Here is a 19190-nt window from a genome sequence, read left to right as displayed (position 1 = left end):
TTAATCTTCCTCTTTCTGATAATCTGCATACTCAGGCAATTCTTGCAATGATCCATTACTCCACACATCATCATAAAACGAATAATTATTAATGAGCCGGTAGTAGCTGTCAGCCAGGACTTTTAACAGATAGTTCTTTTCATTTTCATCTTTGATTGATTCTATTTTTGTTTTCATATATGAATAAATATATGGTTCATTCCCAACATTCTGTTTATTTTCAATTCTACTATGTGACTCTTTATGATTAAATGCAATATACGCAAGTAAAGCATATCGTTTTGCCTGTTTGGCTTTTTTCAACGCCTGAATATATTTATATAATCGCATCGAGTACAGTGTTGTCCTGTAACTATCAGCCATAACCATATACATACGGGCCTGTTCATTATTTGTATATCCTAAATTACAGTAATGTTTTGATACATAATCATCTTTCAAGATAGGCCCTGGCGACACAGTATCTAACAGTTTTTTCCCTTCATCAATTTCACGATGTAAAACCATTCTGTATAATGATATCAGTAATTCCTGAGTTTTACGAATATTTTCATAAGAATCTTTAAACTTGAATTTCATATATAAAAATTTTGCAAACATATCATATAATATTGCCTTGCGGCAGATTACCCTTTCTTCTTCCACTGAAACATTGGATACAGAAAAATTAATAAAATAAAAGAAGCGCTCATTATCTTTTAGCCCTTTTTCAGCTTTCCGCTGTTCCCCAGCACTCTGACTGCTCTTTGTCCTTTGAGCAATGAGAGTATTTTGCGATGATAAAAGCATCACTACCACTGCACTTATTAAAATCATTGAGAAAATAGCTCTTATACGTAAAAACCTATGTCCCATACGTAGTATTAATTAACTCCCTGATAATTTATGATTGACTATATCCATCCGCATACTATAGTACTAGTACAAAAGCACTATATGTAACTATAATACCAGGAGATACTATTATGAAAACCAGAAAAATTCTATTATTAGTATCGATGATTTCTTTACTGTTTTATATAACCTGTACTACATTTGATCCATCAATGTTGCAGAAAAAACCCACTGTTACTTTTAAAGATTTTCAATTCAAAGAAATAACACTGACCGATATGACCATGCTCTTTTCACTGGATGTTGAAAATCCTTATCCTGTAACATTGTACTTAGATTCAATACAAAGTCAAATATATATTGATACATTCTCACTATTTTCACTACAATCTGCAGATAAACTTAAACTATCCAGCAATTCAAAAACAAACAAAACATTTACTGTTACTATCACATACGAACAACTTATAAAGGCTGTGAAAGAATATTACAATAAAGATTCAATTGTTATAACAGTAAAAGGTACTATTGCTTTTTCATTGCCACCATCAATCCAAATTGTACAATCAATAGCGGTTCCCTTTACTATTAAAAAGGAAATCCCAACTATTAAACCAACGATTGATATTGCACATTTTAAAATAATACCTCCTTCGCTATCAGATTTAAAAAATATCGTAAAAAATATCAATCCACTAGAAATTCCTTCTCTGTATACTGATATCCAGAACTTTTGCCAGGGAAAGGGGATTCCTGATAGCATTTCAAAATTTGATATACCCCTATCAGTTGCATTTGATATCATAATCAAAAATAAAACAAAGGCTGCCTTGGTCGGAAAATCACTCAATTACAATTTTATACTGCACGACAGTGAAATAGCTAAAGGCCAGCCAACCATACAGAATGCTGATGGTGCGTCAAAAATTAACTGTTTAACTACTTTGAGCACCAAAAATATTAGCAAAGGCCTGACACAGGCTATTGCACAAAAGAATATTCAGTACACCATGAAAGGGAATATGCTCTTCAATGCTGCATTAAAAGGGACAGAACTACCTGTACCATTTACCATTAATCAGCAGGGCGCCATTAAATGGTAACTGTAGACAATTTAATAATTGACTCATTCATACTCTGAGAAATGATAGTAAAATAACCATTATTTATTCAACGTGATTAAAAGGAGTTTACCATGAACGTTATTCCTGTAATACTTGCCGGTGGTTCAGGCACTAGGCTATGGCCACTCAGCAATGAAGGAAAACCCAAACAATTTCATAATATTACAGGCGAAGGCACATTGCTTGAACTGACAATTAACAGGCTTAAACCACTCAATCCTGATTTTTGCCTTATCGTTACCGCACGCATGTATGAAGAAATGTCCTATGATGAATTAAAAAAAACAGGGCTAAAAGGAAGCATTATCTCTGAACCTATGCCTAGAAATACCGCACCGGCAATTCTCTACGCAGCAACCTATCTTTCCAAATTATACGATGATGCCATAATGCTCATATTGCCTGCTGATCATTATATCAAAAAAACAGATGTATTTGTAACTATTCTAAAAAAAGCAATTGAACATGCACATAACAATCATCTGGTAACTATCGGCATTACCCCAACATATCCGGAAACAGGATATGGATATATAAAAGCCTATGATGATCCTTCAGAAGTAAAACCCGTTGAGATGTTTGTTGAAAAACCAAATTTAGAAACAGCAAAAAAATACCTCAGGGAAGGTAATTACTTCTGGAACAGTGGTATTTTTGTATGGAAAATATCTGTTATTCTAGAATACTATCAAAAACTAATGCCAAAACTATACCAGGCATTTCAACCACTGCGCGATCTCACGGTAGAACAGCTAACTCAAAACGACGAACTACCATGGGAAATCAAGCGAAATGTATTCTCACAAGTTGATGCAATATCTATTGATTATGGCATTATGGAAAAAGCTGACCAGCGGTATGTAATCCCTGGTGAATTTGGATGGGCTGATTTAGGAAGCTGGGCTTCAATTGATGATGTACTATCGCCCAACACCGATATGAACCGATCTCCCTATCCTGAAAAGGTTATTTTTCACCTTTCAAAAAATTGTACAGTATTCCCTGAGACTAAGCTCATTGCAGTGGTTGGCCTGCATGACGTTGTTGTGGTGGATTCAGGAAATGAAATCCTCGTTATGGATAAGAACGCATCCCAGGATCTCAGGGAAGTTGTGAACCGTATCAAGAACAACCGTTAAAACAGGCGCTAACAGCCTTTTTGATTGTATCCCTGACTCCTGCATTAAGAAAGGAGTTTTGATTGAGCGATAGCTCCCGCATATGCAGGTGGTATTCAGGCTCACTGTAGTAAAATATCGGCAAGGGCACCCGATTAAAAAAATCAGCCAGCAGCATCAAAGACATATTAATGAGTGTTGCAATAGTAGCATCGGGAGTACCTTTTTCAGGAACTATCGGTTTCCCTGACATATCTTCAATAAGCTGCACAATCCATATAAAGCTTAGCGGATCAATGATGCCAAGTGAATAGGTGTACCAGTTATTTGTATACGTGATCAGTATCTTTTTTAATCGGTCATCCAGTATATGGTATGCAGGGCAAAAGTAGTCGTTACATATTTCTTTCCCAAATAGGCTGCAATCTCTTTTGTCTTTTCCATTGTTAACTACAGGATGCATCAGACATCCCGGAGTATTGCTGTCAATAAACCCCATATAAGGGCACACGTAGGTTGTGGTATCCCTGAAAGTCAAACGTCTTTGCAGCGATTCAAAATTCCTTATATTGCCGCCACTTACCGGTAAGGAGCACACTTCAGCAGTTGCGTCAGATAAAAAATGCCCTAATCCTGCAAAAGAGATATCAGCACAGTTAAAAAGCCCACAACACACACAACACCCTTTACCATACGCAGGCTGGCATAGAGATATTTTATTGGAAGTATTCATATTAATTCACTTGCACATTCCCCTGCATTTTGGTATTTTAATAACAAATGTACACAACATTTTTATTATAGCAGATTTTTTTATGAAATATAGAGATAATCTTTATGAGCTTCTGGACGTATCCCCTCTTTCATCAAAGGAGGAAATACGAAGAGCTTTCTGTACCAAGGTTAAATCGTTACATCCTGACAGCACAGGTTTAAGCTCTGAAAGATTTACCGTAGAACTTCAAAAGGTAATTGAAGCATACCGCATCCTCATGGATGATAGAGAGCGTGCTCACTATGATGCCACACGTTTACAATATCCCAAAAAACTTGAAAAGCACTATATACCCCAAAAACGCATCAGGTACTCTATATCGCTGAAGGATCTATTAAAAAAGGAGTTTTTACCAAAAAAGATGCGTCGCAAGGATATTATTCATGAATTTGATCATGACATTGAGATAGTATGCACACAACAGGAGATTGCCAAAGGGGCAGTTGCGTTGGTCCAGTTGCCATCCCGTATACTGTGTCCTCTGTGTAATGGGCAGCACCGTGATTGCTATGTATGCAATGGATTGGGACGGATATCCAGTGCTTCAACATTTGAGATTGAACTTCCAGCTGATATAACAAAAACTACAATACTAACCGTTGACCTTAGAAAATATAGGCCCGCTACTTTTACAGATCTAACTATAAAGTACCTTCGTATAAAAGTCACCATTATATAAAGCAGTCATTACCTGAACCTTATTCTTAACGAATCGCCATGTTTATCATCAAACCCTTCTACCTGTGACATGCGGGATACATGCTCTGTAGCATGCTTGAGTGCTGAAGGTGTCAGATACTGAAATGATGTACGGCGCATAAACGTTTCAACACCAAGCCCGGATGAAAAGCGGGCAGCACCCCCTGTGGGTAGTACGTGGTTAGTCCCTGAAAAATAATCACCAACTGCAACAGGAGCATACGCCCCAAGAAAAAGTGAGCCCACATTTTTTATTTGTGTAAGATAGTGAAGTGGATTTTCCACAATCAATTCCATATGTTCAGGGCCGTAATTATTGGAAAAATCTATTGCTTCCTCAACTGATGAGACAAGAATAATATGAGCATTTTTTATTGCCCTTTTTTTGATTGCATGCCTGCCTCTGCCTGAGTTTATATCTTCTTCAATATATGTTATTACTTCATGTGCAAGCGATTCAGAGGTTGTCACAAGAATTGCAATGGCCATCTCTTCATGCTCTGCCTGTGACAGTAAATCCCATGCTACCCAGTGAGGGTTGGCATGTTCATCGGCTATTATTAATACCTCACTTGGCCCTGCCAGTGAATCAATCTGAATGACTCCCTGGCTGAAAAGATAGGCTTTGGCAGCAGTTACATAGATATTGCCGGGTCCCACAATAATGTCAGCCTTGGGCACTGTGTGTGTTCCAAACGCCGCAGCGGCAATACCCTGTGCACCGCCGGATTTTATTATGGTTGTGATGCCCAGTATGTGTGCCATTGCCCCAATATACGGAGCTATGGTCCCATCCTTTGCAGGTGGAGTTATTATTGAAATATGCTTGCATCCTGCAATCTGGGCTGGTATAACTCCCATCAATACTGATGAAGGATATGACGCTTTACCACCGGGAACATATACCGCTGCACTTTCCAATGGTTGATACAGCATACCCAGTGTAGTGCCATCCTCCCGTGTGTATATGAACGAATCCCTCTTCTGGTGTAAATGGAATTCCCGTATGTTTTCTATTGCCTTTATAAACGAATCAATAACTTTTGCATCAGTATTATGATACGCTGTTTTAATTTCCTTTTCTGTTGCGCATACCTCTTGTAAATTTACCCCGTCAAATTGTTGTGTAAATTCAATAACAGCCCGGTCACCCTCATCACGCACTTTCTGAACAATGGGGATAACAGTATTAACCATTATTCCGGTAAAATCATCGCCAAAACGTTGAAACAGTTTATTGCGTTCTTCTCCCGTCAAATCAGATAATTTCTTGATAGCTATCATGGCTGCTCCTTATAACACAGAAGGTTTATGTATTATTTCTTGACTTTATCATTACCATTCATTAAAATATCACAAACTGTACAGTAAAAAAATATTTCTGGAGGTCCTATGTTCAAGCATATAGCAGTAATAATGATAGCGATAGCTCTTGTTATAACCGGTTGCAAAAAAACTACCATAACACCAAAACTTTTTGTCACCATCCAAAACGAAATTCTTGACAGCGATATGCAGCAGGCAACCAAAGAATCCATCGTGAAAAAATATGGCATTACCCTACAACAATATGAAGAATATGAAAAACAGGTTGAAAGTGATCCTCAGTTGAAAGCCGAAGTTGGAAAAGAACGCCTCAATATCATGAAAAAATAGCATCACGGTATTCCCAATACTTTTTTCACATTCTTATACAGGATATGCTCAGTACTTTCTCCCAGTGCTTCTATGTGCTGTTTATAGCGTGAATACTCCAGGAGCGGGAAGTCGCTCCCAAATAGTATTTTTTCTTTTCCGCACACCTGTACAGCTAAATAATAAATACCAGATTCATACAGAAAAGGGGTTGCTGCCGTATCATAGTAAACATGAGTCAAAGATTTCTTAACTTCAGGCATTAACTCATAAAATAAAAACCCTCCTCCCCAGTGTGAACAAATAATTGGTATTTTAGTATAATGCGAACACAATGCAAAAAGACTGCGCATATCTGTATAATATTTTCCAGCATACATATGCCCCACCGGTTCATTGACATGAAGACAAACAGGTAAAGCAAACTTTTCAGCTATAGCAAGAATCTGTCCCAGTAACATTTCCTCTTCTTCGTTAAATCCATCAGCATAAAAAGCTATTTCACCAATACCATATAATCCCAGCTTTTTAATTGATTCTATCTGTTTGTACAGATCCCCTTTCATAGCTATCGCCCCAAATGCATATATTTTTCCTTTATATTTATGCTGTACAGTAGCAAGATAGTCATTATGCATATGAGCATACTCTTCATTTTGCCAGGTAAAACCCAGCACCAGGGAGGCGTCTATGCCATTTTGTTCCATTGAATCTACAAGTATTTCAGCATGTGCTATGCGTGCTTTGCCATAATAAAGCAGCGAAAATTGCCTGTCATCACAATAGCGCTCTTTGTTTTGCACCATATCATCAGTAAAAATATGTGTATGCCCATCAATGATCATTGTATAACCTATTATGTATTGACATTATCGTATACTTTTTTAGTATTTTATCTTTAAGCCAACGTTTATTACTATTAATTATGAATACAATAGAATTTTTTTTAGAACCCAGCAAAGAAAACTACCATACACTTCGTGTAAAGGCAGAAGATGGCAGTTTTCGCTATATTCACAGTAAATACTACCCAACAAAAGAATCAACATACTTACAGGATATTGTCAACCCTGAAAAATACGATGCCTGTATTATTGTAGGCATTGGCCTTGGATACCATCTGGCATATTTGGCCACTTGCATACCTTTTTTTAAACAGATTATCTGCATTGATATAAATAACTATCTAACCAATGCCAACATCCCACCAGATATACAGGCAATTATTCATCACCCCTCAGTACAATTGGTATTTGTGGATCCCAATAATCTTCAGCAAGTACGTGATACTATTCAGTTACAATTCATCAAAGGTATACAGGTCATTGACCATCCTGCTTCTTTTCATGCTTTCCCGCACATTTTTTCATCCATAAAAAAAATCATACAGCAGATAGTAGACAAATCAGTATCAAATCATCTTACGTCATCATTGTTTGCATACCGATATTTAAAAAATGCATTATTGAATTTGAACCAATTACCCAATTGCGTTCCGGTATCACAATGCAAAACAATTCATGTCAACCAGCCCTGTATTATTGTAGCTCCGGGCCCTTCCCTGGATGAAACACTCTATCACCTAAAAGAGAACCAGCACCATTGTATCATTATATCAGTTGATTCTGCGCTCAAAGCATTACATGCACATTCTATCACACCAGATTATATCGTTTCTATTGATCCACAACCTATTGTATTTGCACATCTTTTTCCCACACAACCTACTATACCTGTAATCACCGCACCTACTGCACACCCAATGATTTTTTCATTTCCGGCAATTATATCATTGAATACACATCCAATATGTCAGTTACTGGAAGAGTTGTTCCCAGGGATTATTGGTTCTGTGGACAGCAGAACAGGAACAGTACTTGGTGATGCAGTAACATTTGCTATCTTTTCGGGCTGTAACCCAATAGCTATTGCAGGTGCAGACTTTTCATTTCCCAATCTTGTTACATACGCTCAATCAACAGAATACCATTACCGTTATCAACTTATGCACAGCCGTCATACACCACTTGAGACAAAAAACATGAACTACATAATCCAAACGTCAAAACGTACGGGAAGTGCAATTTTCTCAAGGAAAAACTTTATACAGTATCATGATGCACTGGATGCCATCCTTCCAGAAGGCACTCCCATATTCCATATTAATCCCGTATTGCCACTTAACCACGCAAAGACAATAACAATCACACAATTCCTTACACTGCCACAGGTCAGCCGCAATACAAAAAAGATGAAGCCACCTTTGTTCCAACCGTTATCACATACAATCAACCTCCGTAAAGTATACACCATTCTTAACGATGAAACAATGCTTACTACTATTTTAAAATCCTCTCGAGTACATGATTATACAAACATTCAAAGAATTCATCATTTATTACACATGGAGTGAATCTATGAGAATTGGAGTTACAGGCATTTATGCATCAGGCAAGGGAACAGTGTGTTCCATGTTTGAACAGTTAGGGGCGATAGTTATTGATACAGACATCATTGCCCGTGAAATTGTTACCCCGCCAAGCCCGGTGCTTGATACATTGGTGCAAACATTTGGGAATGATATACTCAATTCAGATGGAACACTGAACAGAAGATATCTAGCGCAAAAAGTATTTAATGATAAAAATCTTGTTGAAAAGCTTAATGCTATAACCCATCCAGCAATATTGCAGGAAGTAATGAAAAGATCCAATGATAGTAGCACCATCTATATGATTAATACCCCTCTGCTTTTTGAAACAGAATTTTATACTCATATGGATAAAAACATCGTGGTTATTGCCAATACAGATCAGGTGCTCAACCGTGGTGTAATCCGCGATGGCATAACTGCAGATGAAATCAAAGCACGACTGAATCACCAAATTTCACTTAAAGAAAAGATGAAACTGGCCGATTATATCATAGATAATTCTGGATCATTAGAAAATACTAAAAAGCAGGTTGAAGAATTATGGAAAACTTTGATTTTAATGAAAAGCCAGTAGCCAGGGAAAAGAATGTTTTTCTCCTTCATCTTGATGTTCCCCGTATTATCCTGATCAGTGCTGTACTTATTGGCATCATAGTTACCACATTTCTTTTAGGAATGAATTTTAGTGAAAATAAGGTTGTTTCCCATAATGCATTGGTTCCTCCTGAAATTCCAGGGGATACAATAGCACAACTTGATAAAGGCATCGATTTAGGTAACACAGTACAAAATCCTGATCTGCCTTTAATGGACAATGCCAGTAATAAACTGGATATTGCTCCTAAACCAGATGAACCATCAAAACTGGATAGTATACCTAAAAAAGAGATACCCGATACTGCTTTAGCAAAACTGGACGATACAGAAACCACCCAGGTTATCCATGAAAATGTGAAAAAAGTAACCCCCGTCAAAAATGTATCAAAAAAGAATACCAAAGCTAAAACCAACGTTAAAAAGAATAAAGTTGTTGAGGTGGCAAAAACGGATGAATCTCATACCAAGAAAGTATCTCAGCGTTCATGGTCCATACAGATAGCATCGTATAATACTCTTACCAAAGCCCAGAAAGAAGCAAAAAGTTTGCAGACCTTGAAATACGATGCCTATGTTGATAAAGTAGATGTTTCTGGCAAAACATACTATCGTGTAAAAATAGGGCCTATTTTGAAAGAAGATAAAGCTATAAGCATGTTACAGGAAATTCAGTCAATAGATAAGTACAGGGAAAGTTACATTGTAAAAGAATAAATATATAAAGGGGGTGTCCCACAAGACATCTCTTTACAATGACTTTTGCCCTCCTGTCATTGCGAGGAACAAAGTGACGAAGCAATCTTGTCTTCTGCGGTATAGAGATTGCTTCGATTCGACAGGCTCAGCACAGGCGCTACGCTCTCAATTACTTTGCACCCGCGTCATTGAGAGCCCCACTGTTTGTTTTGGGACACCCTCTTCATATACTCTATTTTTTTTATACTTATTCCTTTTCTTCATACAGTACTGCAAAATCAGTTACTTCATCTTCCTTATCCAGTTGCAATAAAAGAACACCGGCTGCAGTTCTTCCCTGATACGATATTTCTTTTGCTTTTAATCGTATGGTCATCCCTTTTTTGGATGCAATAATAACCTCATCTTCAGGATGCACTGATCGCACACCAACCGCATACCCATTTTTTTCACTTATTTTAAGGTATGCCATTCCCTTCCCACCTCTACCTTTTGTAGCAAAAAGTGAATACTGTGTCTTTTTGCCATACCCTCGAGATGTAACCACACAAAGGTCTGATTCCGGCTTAACTACATCCATGGCAATAATTTGATCACCTGATGCAACACGCATACCAATAATGCCTGAGGAATTTCTGCCCATAGCTCGCATTTTTGCAATATTTGTTCTCAGCAGAAGGCCATTTCTGGTTGCTATCACCACATCATCCTGTGATTTTACCACCTTTACATCAACAAGCTCATCATCCTTATGCAGATTAATAGCAATGATACCGCCCTTTTTCACATTGCTAAATTCTTCCAGTGCCGTCTTTTTCATTACACCATTGCGTGTAACCATACATAAAAAGTTTTCACTGAAATCATTTACACTACAAATGGCAGTTATCATTTCCCCGGAAGCAAGGTTTATAATACCTTTTAATGACTTACCCCGTGTATTTTTTGAAGCTACCGGTATTTCATATACCTTCATGCCAAAGATCTTGCCTTTATTGGATAACAATAACAGCGTATCATGTGTTGAAGCGATAGTCATCATGGTAATAAAATCTTCTTTTTTTGATGAAAGACCAATCACACCTTTACCACCTCGACGCTGCTTTTTAAATGTATCTGCCGATAGTCGCCGTATAAAGCCATCATTGGTAATAGTTATGACCATATCTTCTTCAGCAATTAAGTCTTCAGCATCAAAACTTACTGATGTATCTTCATAAATAATCTCAGTTCTTCGTGTATCATGGTATTTTTCTTTTATGGCAATTAATTCTTCTTTTATTATTGTATAAATCCTTCTTTCACTTTTTAATATAGCTGTCAGCTCATCGATTAATTTTAATAATTCTTTCAGTTCATCAATGACCTTTTTAACTTCCAGGCTTGTCAATCGCTGCAATCTCATGTCAAGGATTGCCTTTGATTGAATTTCAGATAGCTTAAACCGTTTGATGAGGCGTTCATTTGCTTCCTCAACAGTTTTTGACCCTCTTATTATTGCAATGACTTCGTCAATGTTATCAAGAGCTATCTTCAACCCTTCAAGTATATGAGCTCTTTCTTTTGCTTTGGCTAATTCATACTGGGTACGACGGGTAACAACAGTTTTTCGGTGGCTAATATAATGTGTTATCAGGCCTTTTAAATCTAATAGTTTTGGCTGATTATTTACCAGCGCCAGAAGATTAATGCCAAATGATGTTTGAAGCTGTGTATGTTTATAAAGCTGATTAATAATAATATTTGTAACCGCGTCCTTCCTGCAGCCAATGACAATTCTCAAACCATTACGGTCTGATTCATCACGCAGCTCATTAATGCCTTCAATAACTTTATTATTAACAAGCTCTGCAATCTTTGCAATGAGCGCCGCTTTGTTTACCTGATACGGCAACTCGGTCACCACTATCATTGATTTATTTTTCTGTTCCTCAACATGGAGCTTGGCTCTGACTATAATGCTTCCTTTGCCTTTGGCATATGCTTTTATCATCTCCTCTGAAGCAACGATAATGCCGCCTGTTGGGAAATCAGGGCCTTTAACAAATTTCATCAATTGCTTCACAGTAGCATCAGGGTTATCAATCATAAAAACAATAGCATCAATAACTTCTGACAAATTATGAGGTGGGATATTTGTAGCCATCCCAACAGCAATCCCCGATGATCCATTTACCAGAAGGTTTGGAAAGGCAGCAGGAAGAACTACTGGTTCTTTGCGTGTTTCATCAAAGTTTGAGATAAAATCAACAGTATCTTTATCAATATCTTTAAGTAGTTCCTGTGCAATAGAAGAGAGGCGTGCTTCGGTATACCGGTATGCAGCAGGTGGGTCACCATCAATTGAACCAAAGTTACCCTGTCCATCAATTAAAGGCAATCGCATTGAAAAATCCTGTGCCATCCTGACCAGGGTATCATACACTGCCGCATCACCATGAGGGTGATAGTTACCAATTACTTCACCAACTATCTTAGCTGACTTAACATAGGGCCTGTCACTGCGCCATGCCCGCTCATTCATAGCATGAAGTATTCTTCGATGAACCGGCTTTAAACCATCCCTAACATCAGGAAGTGCTCTTCCCACAATAACGCTCATTGCATAATCCAAATATGAGCGTTTCATTGACTCTTCAATTTCAATGTTATGAACCCGTTTGTCCTTAGGGTTATCCTGTTTTTTTGTCACTGTCTGTTACCTTTATTCAAAGAATGAAATTATATAGTGATAGGATGATGTTTTATAAATCTAAATTCTCAACCATGTGGGCATTTTCTTCTATAAATTTTCTCCGTGGCTCAACAGCATCACCCATTAAAACAGAAAAGACCTCATCTGCTTCTACTTCATCTTCCAATGTAACCTGCAATAATGTCCTTTTTTCTGGATCCATGGTTGTTTCCCATAGCTGTTCAGGATTCATCTCCCCTAAACCTTTGTATCTCTGAATCGTCACTTTAGACTTATCTAAATTCTTAACTATTGCATCTCTCTCTTCATCACTGTATGCATAATACTGTTCTTTGCCAGCTTTTATATTATACAGTGGCGGTTGGGCAATATACAGATACCCATTGGCAATAATCTCAGGCATATACCTGAAAAAGAATGTTAACAGCAATGTTCGTATATGAGAACCATCAACGTCAGCATCGGTCATGATAATAATCTTATGGTATCTGCACTTTGCGATATCAAATTCATTTTCGCCAATTCCGGTACCCAGTGCAGTAATAATGGTCTTGATTTCATCATTGGAAAGAATCTTGTCCAGACGGGACTTTTCAACATTTAGTATCTTTCCTTTTAAGGGCAAAATTGCCTGAAATTTTCTATCTCTTCCCTGCTTTGCTGAACCACCTGCTGAATCACCTTCAACAAGATACAGCTCACATAGGGCTGGATCACGTTCACTACAGTCAGCCAATTTCCCCGGTAGAGAATCATTCTCTAAAGCATTTTTTCTCCGTGTCAAATCACGTGCTTTTTTTGCTGCTATGCGTGCACGTGCAGTATCTATACATTTTTCTAAAATTTTCCGCACAACCTGTGGGTTTTCTTCAAAAAACTGAGTAAGATGCTCATTGGTTATAGATTCAACAATCCCTTTAACTTCACTGTTGCCCAGTTTCATTTTGGTCTGCCCCTCAAACTGAGGGTTGGGTATCTTAACACTTATAATAGCAACCAGACCTTCTCTTACATCATCACCTGATAACTGGGGAATTTTTTTATCATACCCTTCCCGTTTTAAAAAATCATTCAACACACGAGTTAATGCAGATTTAAATCCAATGAGATGAGTTCCACCTTCTTTTGTATGAATATTATTTGCATAACAAAATACCGTCTCAGTATATGTATCAATATAATCCAGGGCTATTTCAACATCTATATTACTTCGATTGTCATGCAGGTAAATAACCTTTTTAGTTATAGATGTTTTATTCTCGGTAAGGCTTTGAACAAAAGAAACTATACCGCCTTTAAAGTAAAAGGTGTGTTCTTTTCCTTTTCCACGCAAATCAGTTAATGTTATTTTAATACCATTGTTAAGAAATGCCAGTTCCCTCATGCGCTTTGATAGTGTTTCAAAATGAAACTCAGTTTCTTCAAATATCTGACTATCAGGTTTAAAAAGTACCCGTGTTCCTGTTTTCTTTGTTTCGCCAATATCCTTAACTTTATCTGTTGGAACCCCCCGTTTATAACTTTGAAAATAACGCCTGCCATCTCTATACACTTCAACTTCCATATATTCAGACAGTGCATTCACAACAGATATACCAACACCATGCAAACCACCAGACACCTTATACGCCTGATTGTCAAATTTTCCTCCAGAATGTAATTTAGTAAGAACTATCTCCAATGCCGATGTCTTGTACACGGGATGTATATCAACCGGGATGCCTCGGCCATTATCAACTACTTCAATTGAATTATCTTTATTGATGGTCACATGTATAGTATCGCAAAATCCGGCCAATGCTTCATCGATTGAGTTATCAACAACTTCATATACCAGATGATGAAGGCCATTGATATCCGTTGAACCTATATACATTGCTGGACGCTTCCGTACTGCATCCAGTCCTTCCAATACCTGAATTTTATCTGCTTTGTAACTTGTCATATCTTCTTACTCCATACTGCATCACTAATTTGCCCATACCGTTTAATAACAGTATATGAACTTACTTTTGTTGTTATAATGCTATTCATACAAATTGCCATTGTTTTATCTTCATTCCCAATTTTATCAATAAAACCTGAATTAATTTCAGGGGACTTTACTACCGTTTCACAATTTAAAATTGCAATAAGGTGCTTATCCGAAACACTTTTTCTATCACCGATATGAATGAACATCGTTGCTTTTCCTGTATGACTTCTTTTTAACTGCACATTTCAGTGCATCAATAGCTTTTGAGCCAGAAAATTCCGTCAACCGCTTAATAATCAGGGACTGCGATAATGTAATTTCATTTGCATATATAGGATGATCTACCACAATATATAATATACGGCTAGCTATCTTATAAGGATAGCTGTGAGTAGCAATGATATCCCCAACCGCTTTTTGCCATACAGACCGTATATGCTCCAGAATAAAATCTTCAGTTAATCCAATCTCAGAGGCTACATCTTTTACTATCTGACTGCATGCAATAGTCCGATTATATCTTTTTTCTTTATATCTAAACTTCATTATTCTGACACTCTGTTATTAACTACCTTTAAATGTTTATAGTTATCCACAAAATTCACATCATTATTACTTGCACAGGATATTATAACCTGGTGGTTGCCATCTATAAGTTTTTGCAGTACATTCTTTCTTCTATCATCATCCAGTTCAGACAACACATCATCAAGAAGAACAATTGATTTACTTTTTTTAATGTCATAAATTATATTAACCTCAGATAATTTCATTGCTATTGAAGCTAACCGTCTCTGACCCGTTGATGCATAAGATTTAAACACTGTATTGTCATTGCCATATATTACATATACATCCCTGTGTGGCCCTAAAGTTGTGGTTCCCATCTGTATGTCACTATTTCTTTTTTTACTTAATTCGTTTTTCACATCCTTTACATCTTCACTTTTCAGCGAAGCATAGTACTTAATAGTTAAATCATCACCAAATCCCGAAAGTTCCTTATAGAGTCCTTTAAAATACGTATTAAAGTGTTCAATATACTGTTTCCGTTTTATTCCCAATGCATATGCACAATCAGAATACATTGAATCCCAGATGTCAAGCTGTTTTATTATGTCTCTTTTATAGGGTATATCTTTCAGTAATCTATTACGATTTTTTAAAATTTTTCTGAATGATGTAAGTAACTCAATATATTCCTTATCTACTTTTGAAATTAGCCTGTCAAAATATCTTCTAATTACATCAGGTGTCCCACTGATTATTACAGTATCATCAGGGAAAAAAGCCACAACATTAATTCTACCATAAAAATCAGATAATTTCTTTATTTCTTTGCCATCTATTTTTACTTTTTTTTCAGATTGTTGATCACTAACTGATGCTCCAATCTCAATTGTTGAAATATCAGCATTTTTCACCTGTACTGATATATAATATTCATGTTTTCCCCACTGAATGATATCTGTATCGGTGCAATTTCTAAATGATTTTATATGGGATGCTATATAGACCGCTTCAAGAATATTTGTCTTACCTGAACCATTTGCTCCAGAAATAACATTAATTTCCGGTGAGAAACTAATAGTCTCATGTACATAATTGCGAAACGTCTTCAGCAACAATCTATCTATAAACATTATTTTTATTTACGTTACATTGACCGTATCTGAATTGGCATTATAACAGACTGGAATTTACTATCATCTTCAGGATATATCAGTAATGGGCTCATTACACCCGTAACACAAATCACAACTGAAAACGAATCTATCTCTTTCAATAAATCCAGTAAAAATTGTACATTAATTCCTATTGTTATTGGTTCTTTACAATCTGAGTCAATTACCAATTCCTCCTGTCCTTCACCTTGATCAGGATAGCTTGCTTCTATAATCAAGGAATTCTGTGAAAATTTTAACAGTATCCTCCATGATGGTTCATTGGTAAAATTTTTTAATCTGTTTAATGCTTCTTTTAATTTTTTAACTTCAATAACTGCCTTTAATAAATAATCTTTTGGTATAACCTGTTTATAATCAGGGAACTGCCCATCAATGAGGCGTGAAACTATCTCTGTTCTCCCTATTTTTATAAAACATCTACTATCATCAAAAGCTATAAGGCACGTACCTGTATCTTCTAAAAGCCGTAAAAGCTCATTAACTGTTTTTAGGGGCAAAATAAAACCATTTTTTATGGTAGAACTACCGGTAATATCTTTTTTTATCATTGATAATCGTCTTGAATCTGTGGCAACAACTGTCATGGATTTTTCATCTTCTGAAACTATATACACACCATTAAAAATTGGTTTTACGGTATCATGAGCAGCAGCATGAACAGTTTTACTTATCATTTCGCTGAAAGTCTTTTGTTCTATTTCTATTGCATTTTTTAAATTAAATTCAGGTATAGCAGGGTATTCTTCAGCTGAAGATCCTACCAGCACATACTGTCCTTTAACCATACCTGATTTTGATGAAATAGATACGTTGGTAGTATTAACATCAAGTACTACTACACCATCTGGAAACTCTTTTAAAAGACTTACCAAACGCTTCCCGCTTAAAGTGAAGGAACAATTGTCATCTGAAACAATATCCAGCTGCGTTTTTATTCCTATCTCATTGTCAGTTCCTGTTATGGTAAGCGTATCACCATCCACATTAAAAAGACACTGTGTTAGTATTGTATTAATGCTTTTTGCACTAACAACAGAATCTGCTATTGTTGTTGCCTTAATTAACTGTACTTTATCAACTTCAATTATCATTGTACACACCACCATTGCTAATATTACTAATTTATTATAAACTTATTAAAATAAGTGTTAGTAGTAGTAATGTAAATATTGTGAATAACTAAGTAAAAGTCTGAATTCTTCAGCGTTTTTAAAAAATGTAATTTGTGAATAACAACTATTGTTTTCATAGAGTATTGTAAAAGTGTAAACCATAGAAATAATGTACTACAAATTTTGTTAAAAGATGCAATATTATCAATAATTCTTAACAATTTTTTAACAGGTTATTAACTTCGCAATTCTGAAATTAATTCATCAATAACTTCTTTAAAGTCGATATCTTCCTCGATGGATTTCTCAATGTTATTGATAGCATTAAGTACAGTGGAATGGTCCCTATCACCAAATTCTTTTCCAATCTCAATGGTTGTTAATTCAGTTAATCTTCGTGCTAAATACATTGCAATAAAACGTGGCTGAACTACTTTACTCTGTCTGTTTTTTGAAATAATATCTTCAACACTGATACCAAATTTTGAAGCAACTTTTACCATAATATCCTGTACAGTAATCTTTTTGTTGCTGTCAACATCAAAAAGGTCTTTGCAATGGTCTTTTGCCAATTGTACAGTAATGGGTTGATTATAGATAGATGAAACCATGCTTAATCTAACCAACGCAGCTTCAAGTGCACGTATACTGGATTTTATTCTGCGAGCTATGTAATTGCATACTTCATCAGACAATTCAATTTTAATTTTCTCTGCTTTATTTCGTAATATGGCTTCCCGTGTTTCCAGATTAGGTAGTTGTATATCTACAATCATACCCCATTCAAATCGTGTTCGCAGCCTTTCCTCAAGGGTTGAAAGCTCTTTTGGTGGCCTATCACTGGAAATAACTATCTGTTTTTTGCTGTTATGTAGGGTATTGAATGTATGGAAAAATTCTTCCTGTGTTTGCTCTTTTTTTTCAATAAACTGAATATCATCTATCAACAAAATATCAACATTACGGTATTTGATCTTAAAACTTGAAAGCGTGTTTGCTCTAATAGCCTGAATAAATTCGTTAATAAACTGTTCACAGGGTACATACAGTACATTAAGGTATGGTCGTTCCTGAATGATTCTATGACCTATTGCCTGCATGAGATGTGTTTTTCCAAGGCCAGTACCGCCATAAATGAATAATGGATTGTATTGCGTGGCTGGTGCCTTTGATACCGAGATAGCTGCAGCATGTGCAAGTTGATTATTAGGACCAATAACAAAGTTTTCAAATGTATAATTTGGATTCAATATAGTGGGAAACTGCAATGTTTCTTTCTTATCATCGTTGGTGATGGGCAAAGGAGCATTAATTACTGGCTCTTTGAATCCATTGCCTGTAACAAACTCGCATACTATTTCTTTGCCTGTCTGTTCTTTGATGATTGAATGAATCAAAGAGGCATAATGATCAGAAATATGCCGTTTTGCTACATCATCAGGCACTTTAACAACAAGAATATTTTCGTTAAAGGCCACTGGTTCTGTATTTTTAAACCACATATTAAAAGATTGCTTATTAATATATGTTTCTACAGAACCCAAAACCTTGTTCCAGATTGTTACTGTTGAATCTGTCATAATAATAACCCATTTAGTTATCAACAATTGTTAATAACTTTGTTGATATCGTAATATACGTTTAGCATGTGGTAAAAAGGTTAGATGCTATAGACTGTTAGCGATGTTAATTATTTTGAATTGTCTCTATGTAAGCATAATGATATTTTTTGGCAACCAATTAATCTATAAAAATTATCGCCTAAATAAAATTTTTTATCATTATTGATAATGTGAGAATAAGTAACA

18 protein-coding genes are annotated in these 19190 nt (G+C 36.2%); 7 read left to right on the top strand and 11 right to left on the bottom strand.

From position 1 onward, the window contains the following. Positions 1–816 carry a hypothetical protein gene (locus AB1444_02990; GenBank protein ID MEW6525615.1) on the bottom strand — a complete coding sequence of 272 codons (816 nt, stop codon included), beginning with the start codon at positions 814–816 and terminating at the stop codon, positions 1–3. A gap of 149 nt (positions 817–965) precedes the next feature. Between AB1444_02990 and AB1444_02985 the strand changes: the two genes are divergently transcribed. Next, on the top strand, positions 966–1937 hold the full coding sequence (locus AB1444_02985) for an LEA type 2 family protein (GenBank protein ID MEW6525614.1): 972 nt from the start codon (positions 966–968) through the stop codon (positions 1935–1937). Between the two features lie 92 nt (positions 1938–2029). Then, positions 2030–3097: a mannose-1-phosphate guanylyltransferase gene (locus tag AB1444_02980; protein MEW6525613.1), complete on the top strand. Its 1068-nt coding sequence runs from the start codon at positions 2030–2032 to the stop codon at positions 3095–3097. Here AB1444_02980 and AB1444_02975 read toward each other — a convergent pair. Next, complete coding sequence (locus AB1444_02975) at positions 3081–3809, bottom strand: hypothetical protein (protein ID MEW6525612.1); 729 nt, start codon at positions 3807–3809, stop codon at positions 3081–3083. The genes AB1444_02980 and AB1444_02975 overlap by 17 nt on opposite strands. Positions 3810–3891: 82 nt before the next feature. Between AB1444_02975 and AB1444_02970 the strand changes: the two genes are divergently transcribed. Further along, positions 3892–4530, top strand: coding sequence for a DnaJ domain-containing protein (locus tag AB1444_02970; protein MEW6525611.1), 639 nt, complete (start codon positions 3892–3894; stop codon positions 4528–4530). An 8-nt stretch (positions 4531–4538) separates the two neighbouring features. Here the strand turns inward: AB1444_02970 and hisD are convergent, their stop codons facing one another. Further along, positions 4539–5834 carry a histidinol dehydrogenase gene (gene hisD, locus AB1444_02965; protein MEW6525610.1) on the bottom strand — a complete coding sequence of 432 codons (1296 nt, stop codon included), beginning with the start codon at positions 5832–5834 and terminating at the stop codon, positions 4539–4541. Between the two features lie 108 nt (positions 5835–5942). On the opposite strand from hisD, the gene AB1444_02960 reads away from it, so the two are divergent. Then, on the top strand, positions 5943–6206 hold the full coding sequence (locus tag AB1444_02960; GenBank protein ID MEW6525609.1) for a hypothetical protein: 264 nt from the start codon (positions 5943–5945) through the stop codon (positions 6204–6206). Positions 6207–6208: 2 nt separating this feature from the next. Here the strand turns inward: AB1444_02960 and AB1444_02955 are convergent, their stop codons facing one another. Then, entirely contained in the window at positions 6209–7030 is an 822-nt protein-coding gene (locus AB1444_02955) for an amidohydrolase family protein (protein MEW6525608.1), read from the bottom strand. An 80-nt stretch (positions 7031–7110) separates the two neighbouring features. Between AB1444_02955 and AB1444_02950 the strand changes: the two genes are divergently transcribed. Genes AB1444_02950 through AB1444_02940 form a run of 3 tightly spaced genes read left to right on the top strand, consistent with a single transcriptional unit; the run spans position 7111 to position 9930 of the window. Continuing rightward, positions 7111–8598 (top strand): 6-hydroxymethylpterin diphosphokinase MptE-like protein, encoded by a 1488-nt coding sequence (locus AB1444_02950; protein ID MEW6525607.1) that lies wholly within the window; start codon positions 7111–7113, stop codon positions 8596–8598. A gap of 4 nt (positions 8599–8602) precedes the next feature. Further along, complete coding sequence (coaE, locus tag AB1444_02945; GenBank protein ID MEW6525606.1) at positions 8603–9193, top strand: dephospho-CoA kinase; 591 nt, start codon at positions 8603–8605, stop codon at positions 9191–9193. Next, positions 9160–9930, top strand: a complete 771-nt coding sequence (locus tag AB1444_02940; protein MEW6525605.1) for an SPOR domain-containing protein — start codon at positions 9160–9162, stop codon at positions 9928–9930. The genes coaE and AB1444_02940 overlap by 34 nt, the downstream gene beginning before the upstream one ends. A 229-nt stretch (positions 9931–10159) precedes the next feature. Here the strand turns inward: AB1444_02940 and gyrA are convergent, their stop codons facing one another. The 7 genes from gyrA to dnaA all read right to left on the bottom strand — a co-directional run bounded on the left by gyrA (position 10160) and on the right by dnaA (position 18962). After that, positions 10160–12604, bottom strand: coding sequence for a DNA gyrase subunit A (gene gyrA, locus AB1444_02935; protein ID MEW6525604.1), 2445 nt, complete (start codon positions 12602–12604; stop codon positions 10160–10162). Between the two features lie 52 nt (positions 12605–12656). After that, the gene (gene gyrB / locus AB1444_02930) at positions 12657–14552 is read right to left on the bottom strand and encodes a DNA topoisomerase (ATP-hydrolyzing) subunit B (GenBank protein ID MEW6525603.1); all 1896 of its coding nucleotides are present in this window, start codon (positions 14550–14552) and stop codon (positions 12657–12659) included. Then, on the bottom strand, positions 14549–14788 hold the full coding sequence (locus AB1444_02925; protein ID MEW6525602.1) for a hypothetical protein: 240 nt from the start codon (positions 14786–14788) through the stop codon (positions 14549–14551). The genes gyrB and AB1444_02925 overlap by 4 nt, the downstream gene beginning before the upstream one ends. Then, on the bottom strand, positions 14769–15128 hold the full coding sequence (locus tag AB1444_02920) for a DUF721 domain-containing protein (protein MEW6525601.1): 360 nt from the start codon (positions 15126–15128) through the stop codon (positions 14769–14771). The genes AB1444_02925 and AB1444_02920 overlap by 20 nt, the downstream gene beginning before the upstream one ends. Next, the gene (gene recF / locus AB1444_02915; GenBank protein MEW6525600.1) at positions 15128–16225 is read right to left on the bottom strand and encodes a DNA replication and repair protein RecF; all 1098 of its coding nucleotides are present in this window, start codon (positions 16223–16225) and stop codon (positions 15128–15130) included. The genes AB1444_02920 and recF overlap by 1 nt, the downstream gene beginning before the upstream one ends. Positions 16226–16239: 14 nt before the next feature. Beyond that, positions 16240–17361, bottom strand: coding sequence for a DNA polymerase III subunit beta (gene dnaN, locus AB1444_02910; protein MEW6525599.1), 1122 nt, complete (start codon positions 17359–17361; stop codon positions 16240–16242). A 257-nt stretch (positions 17362–17618) separates the two neighbouring features. Next, positions 17619–18962 carry a chromosomal replication initiator protein DnaA gene (dnaA, locus tag AB1444_02905; GenBank protein MEW6525598.1) on the bottom strand — a complete coding sequence of 448 codons (1344 nt, stop codon included), beginning with the start codon at positions 18960–18962 and terminating at the stop codon, positions 17619–17621. Between the last annotated feature and the right edge of the window lie 228 nt (positions 18963–19190).

Source organism: Spirochaetota bacterium (genome assembly GCA_040756435.1).
GTDB lineage: Bacteria > Spirochaetota > UBA4802 > UBA4802 > UB4802 > UBA4802.
The sequence above is the reverse complement of the archived record's forward strand: the minus strand, read 5'-3'. Positions and strand labels throughout refer to the sequence as shown.

Excerpts from the sequence above, each read along its gene's own strand:
- AB1444_02920 (MEW6525601.1), bottom strand. The coding sequence starts at position 15,128 with ATGAAGTTTAGATATAAAGAAAAAAGATATAATCGGACTATTGCATGC.
- dnaA (MEW6525598.1), bottom strand. The coding sequence starts at position 18,962 with ATGACAGATTCAACAGTAACAATCTGGAACAAGGTTTTGGGTTCTGTA.
- AB1444_02970 (MEW6525611.1), top strand. The coding sequence starts at position 3,892 with ATGAAATATAGAGATAATCTTTATGAGCTTCTGGACGTATCCCCTCTT.
- gyrB (MEW6525603.1), bottom strand. The coding sequence starts at position 14,552 with ATGACAAGTTACAAAGCAGATAAAATTCAGGTATTGGAAGGACTGGAT.
- hisD (MEW6525610.1), bottom strand. The coding sequence starts at position 5,834 with ATGATAGCTATCAAGAAATTATCTGATTTGACGGGAGAAGAACGCAAT.
- AB1444_02990 (MEW6525615.1), bottom strand. The coding sequence starts at position 816 with ATGATTTTAATAAGTGCAGTGGTAGTGATGCTTTTATCATCGCAAAAT.
- coaE (MEW6525606.1), top strand. The coding sequence starts at position 8,603 with ATGAGAATTGGAGTTACAGGCATTTATGCATCAGGCAAGGGAACAGTG.
- AB1444_02940 (MEW6525605.1), top strand. The coding sequence starts at position 9,160 with ATGGAAAACTTTGATTTTAATGAAAAGCCAGTAGCCAGGGAAAAGAAT.
- AB1444_02985 (MEW6525614.1), top strand. The coding sequence starts at position 966 with ATGAAAACCAGAAAAATTCTATTATTAGTATCGATGATTTCTTTACTG.
- AB1444_02960 (MEW6525609.1), top strand. The coding sequence starts at position 5,943 with ATGTTCAAGCATATAGCAGTAATAATGATAGCGATAGCTCTTGTTATA.
- AB1444_02925 (MEW6525602.1), bottom strand. The coding sequence starts at position 14,788 with ATGTTCATTCATATCGGTGATAGAAAAAGTGTTTCGGATAAGCACCTT.
- AB1444_02955 (MEW6525608.1), bottom strand. The coding sequence starts at position 7,030 with ATGATCATTGATGGGCATACACATATTTTTACTGATGATATGGTGCAA.
- dnaN (MEW6525599.1), bottom strand. The coding sequence starts at position 17,361 with ATGATAATTGAAGTTGATAAAGTACAGTTAATTAAGGCAACAACAATA.
- AB1444_02980 (MEW6525613.1), top strand. The coding sequence starts at position 2,030 with ATGAACGTTATTCCTGTAATACTTGCCGGTGGTTCAGGCACTAGGCTA.
- AB1444_02975 (MEW6525612.1), bottom strand. The coding sequence starts at position 3,809 with ATGAATACTTCCAATAAAATATCTCTATGCCAGCCTGCGTATGGTAAA.
- recF (MEW6525600.1), bottom strand. The coding sequence starts at position 16,225 with ATGTTTATAGATAGATTGTTGCTGAAGACGTTTCGCAATTATGTACAT.
- AB1444_02950 (MEW6525607.1), top strand. The coding sequence starts at position 7,111 with ATGAATACAATAGAATTTTTTTTAGAACCCAGCAAAGAAAACTACCAT.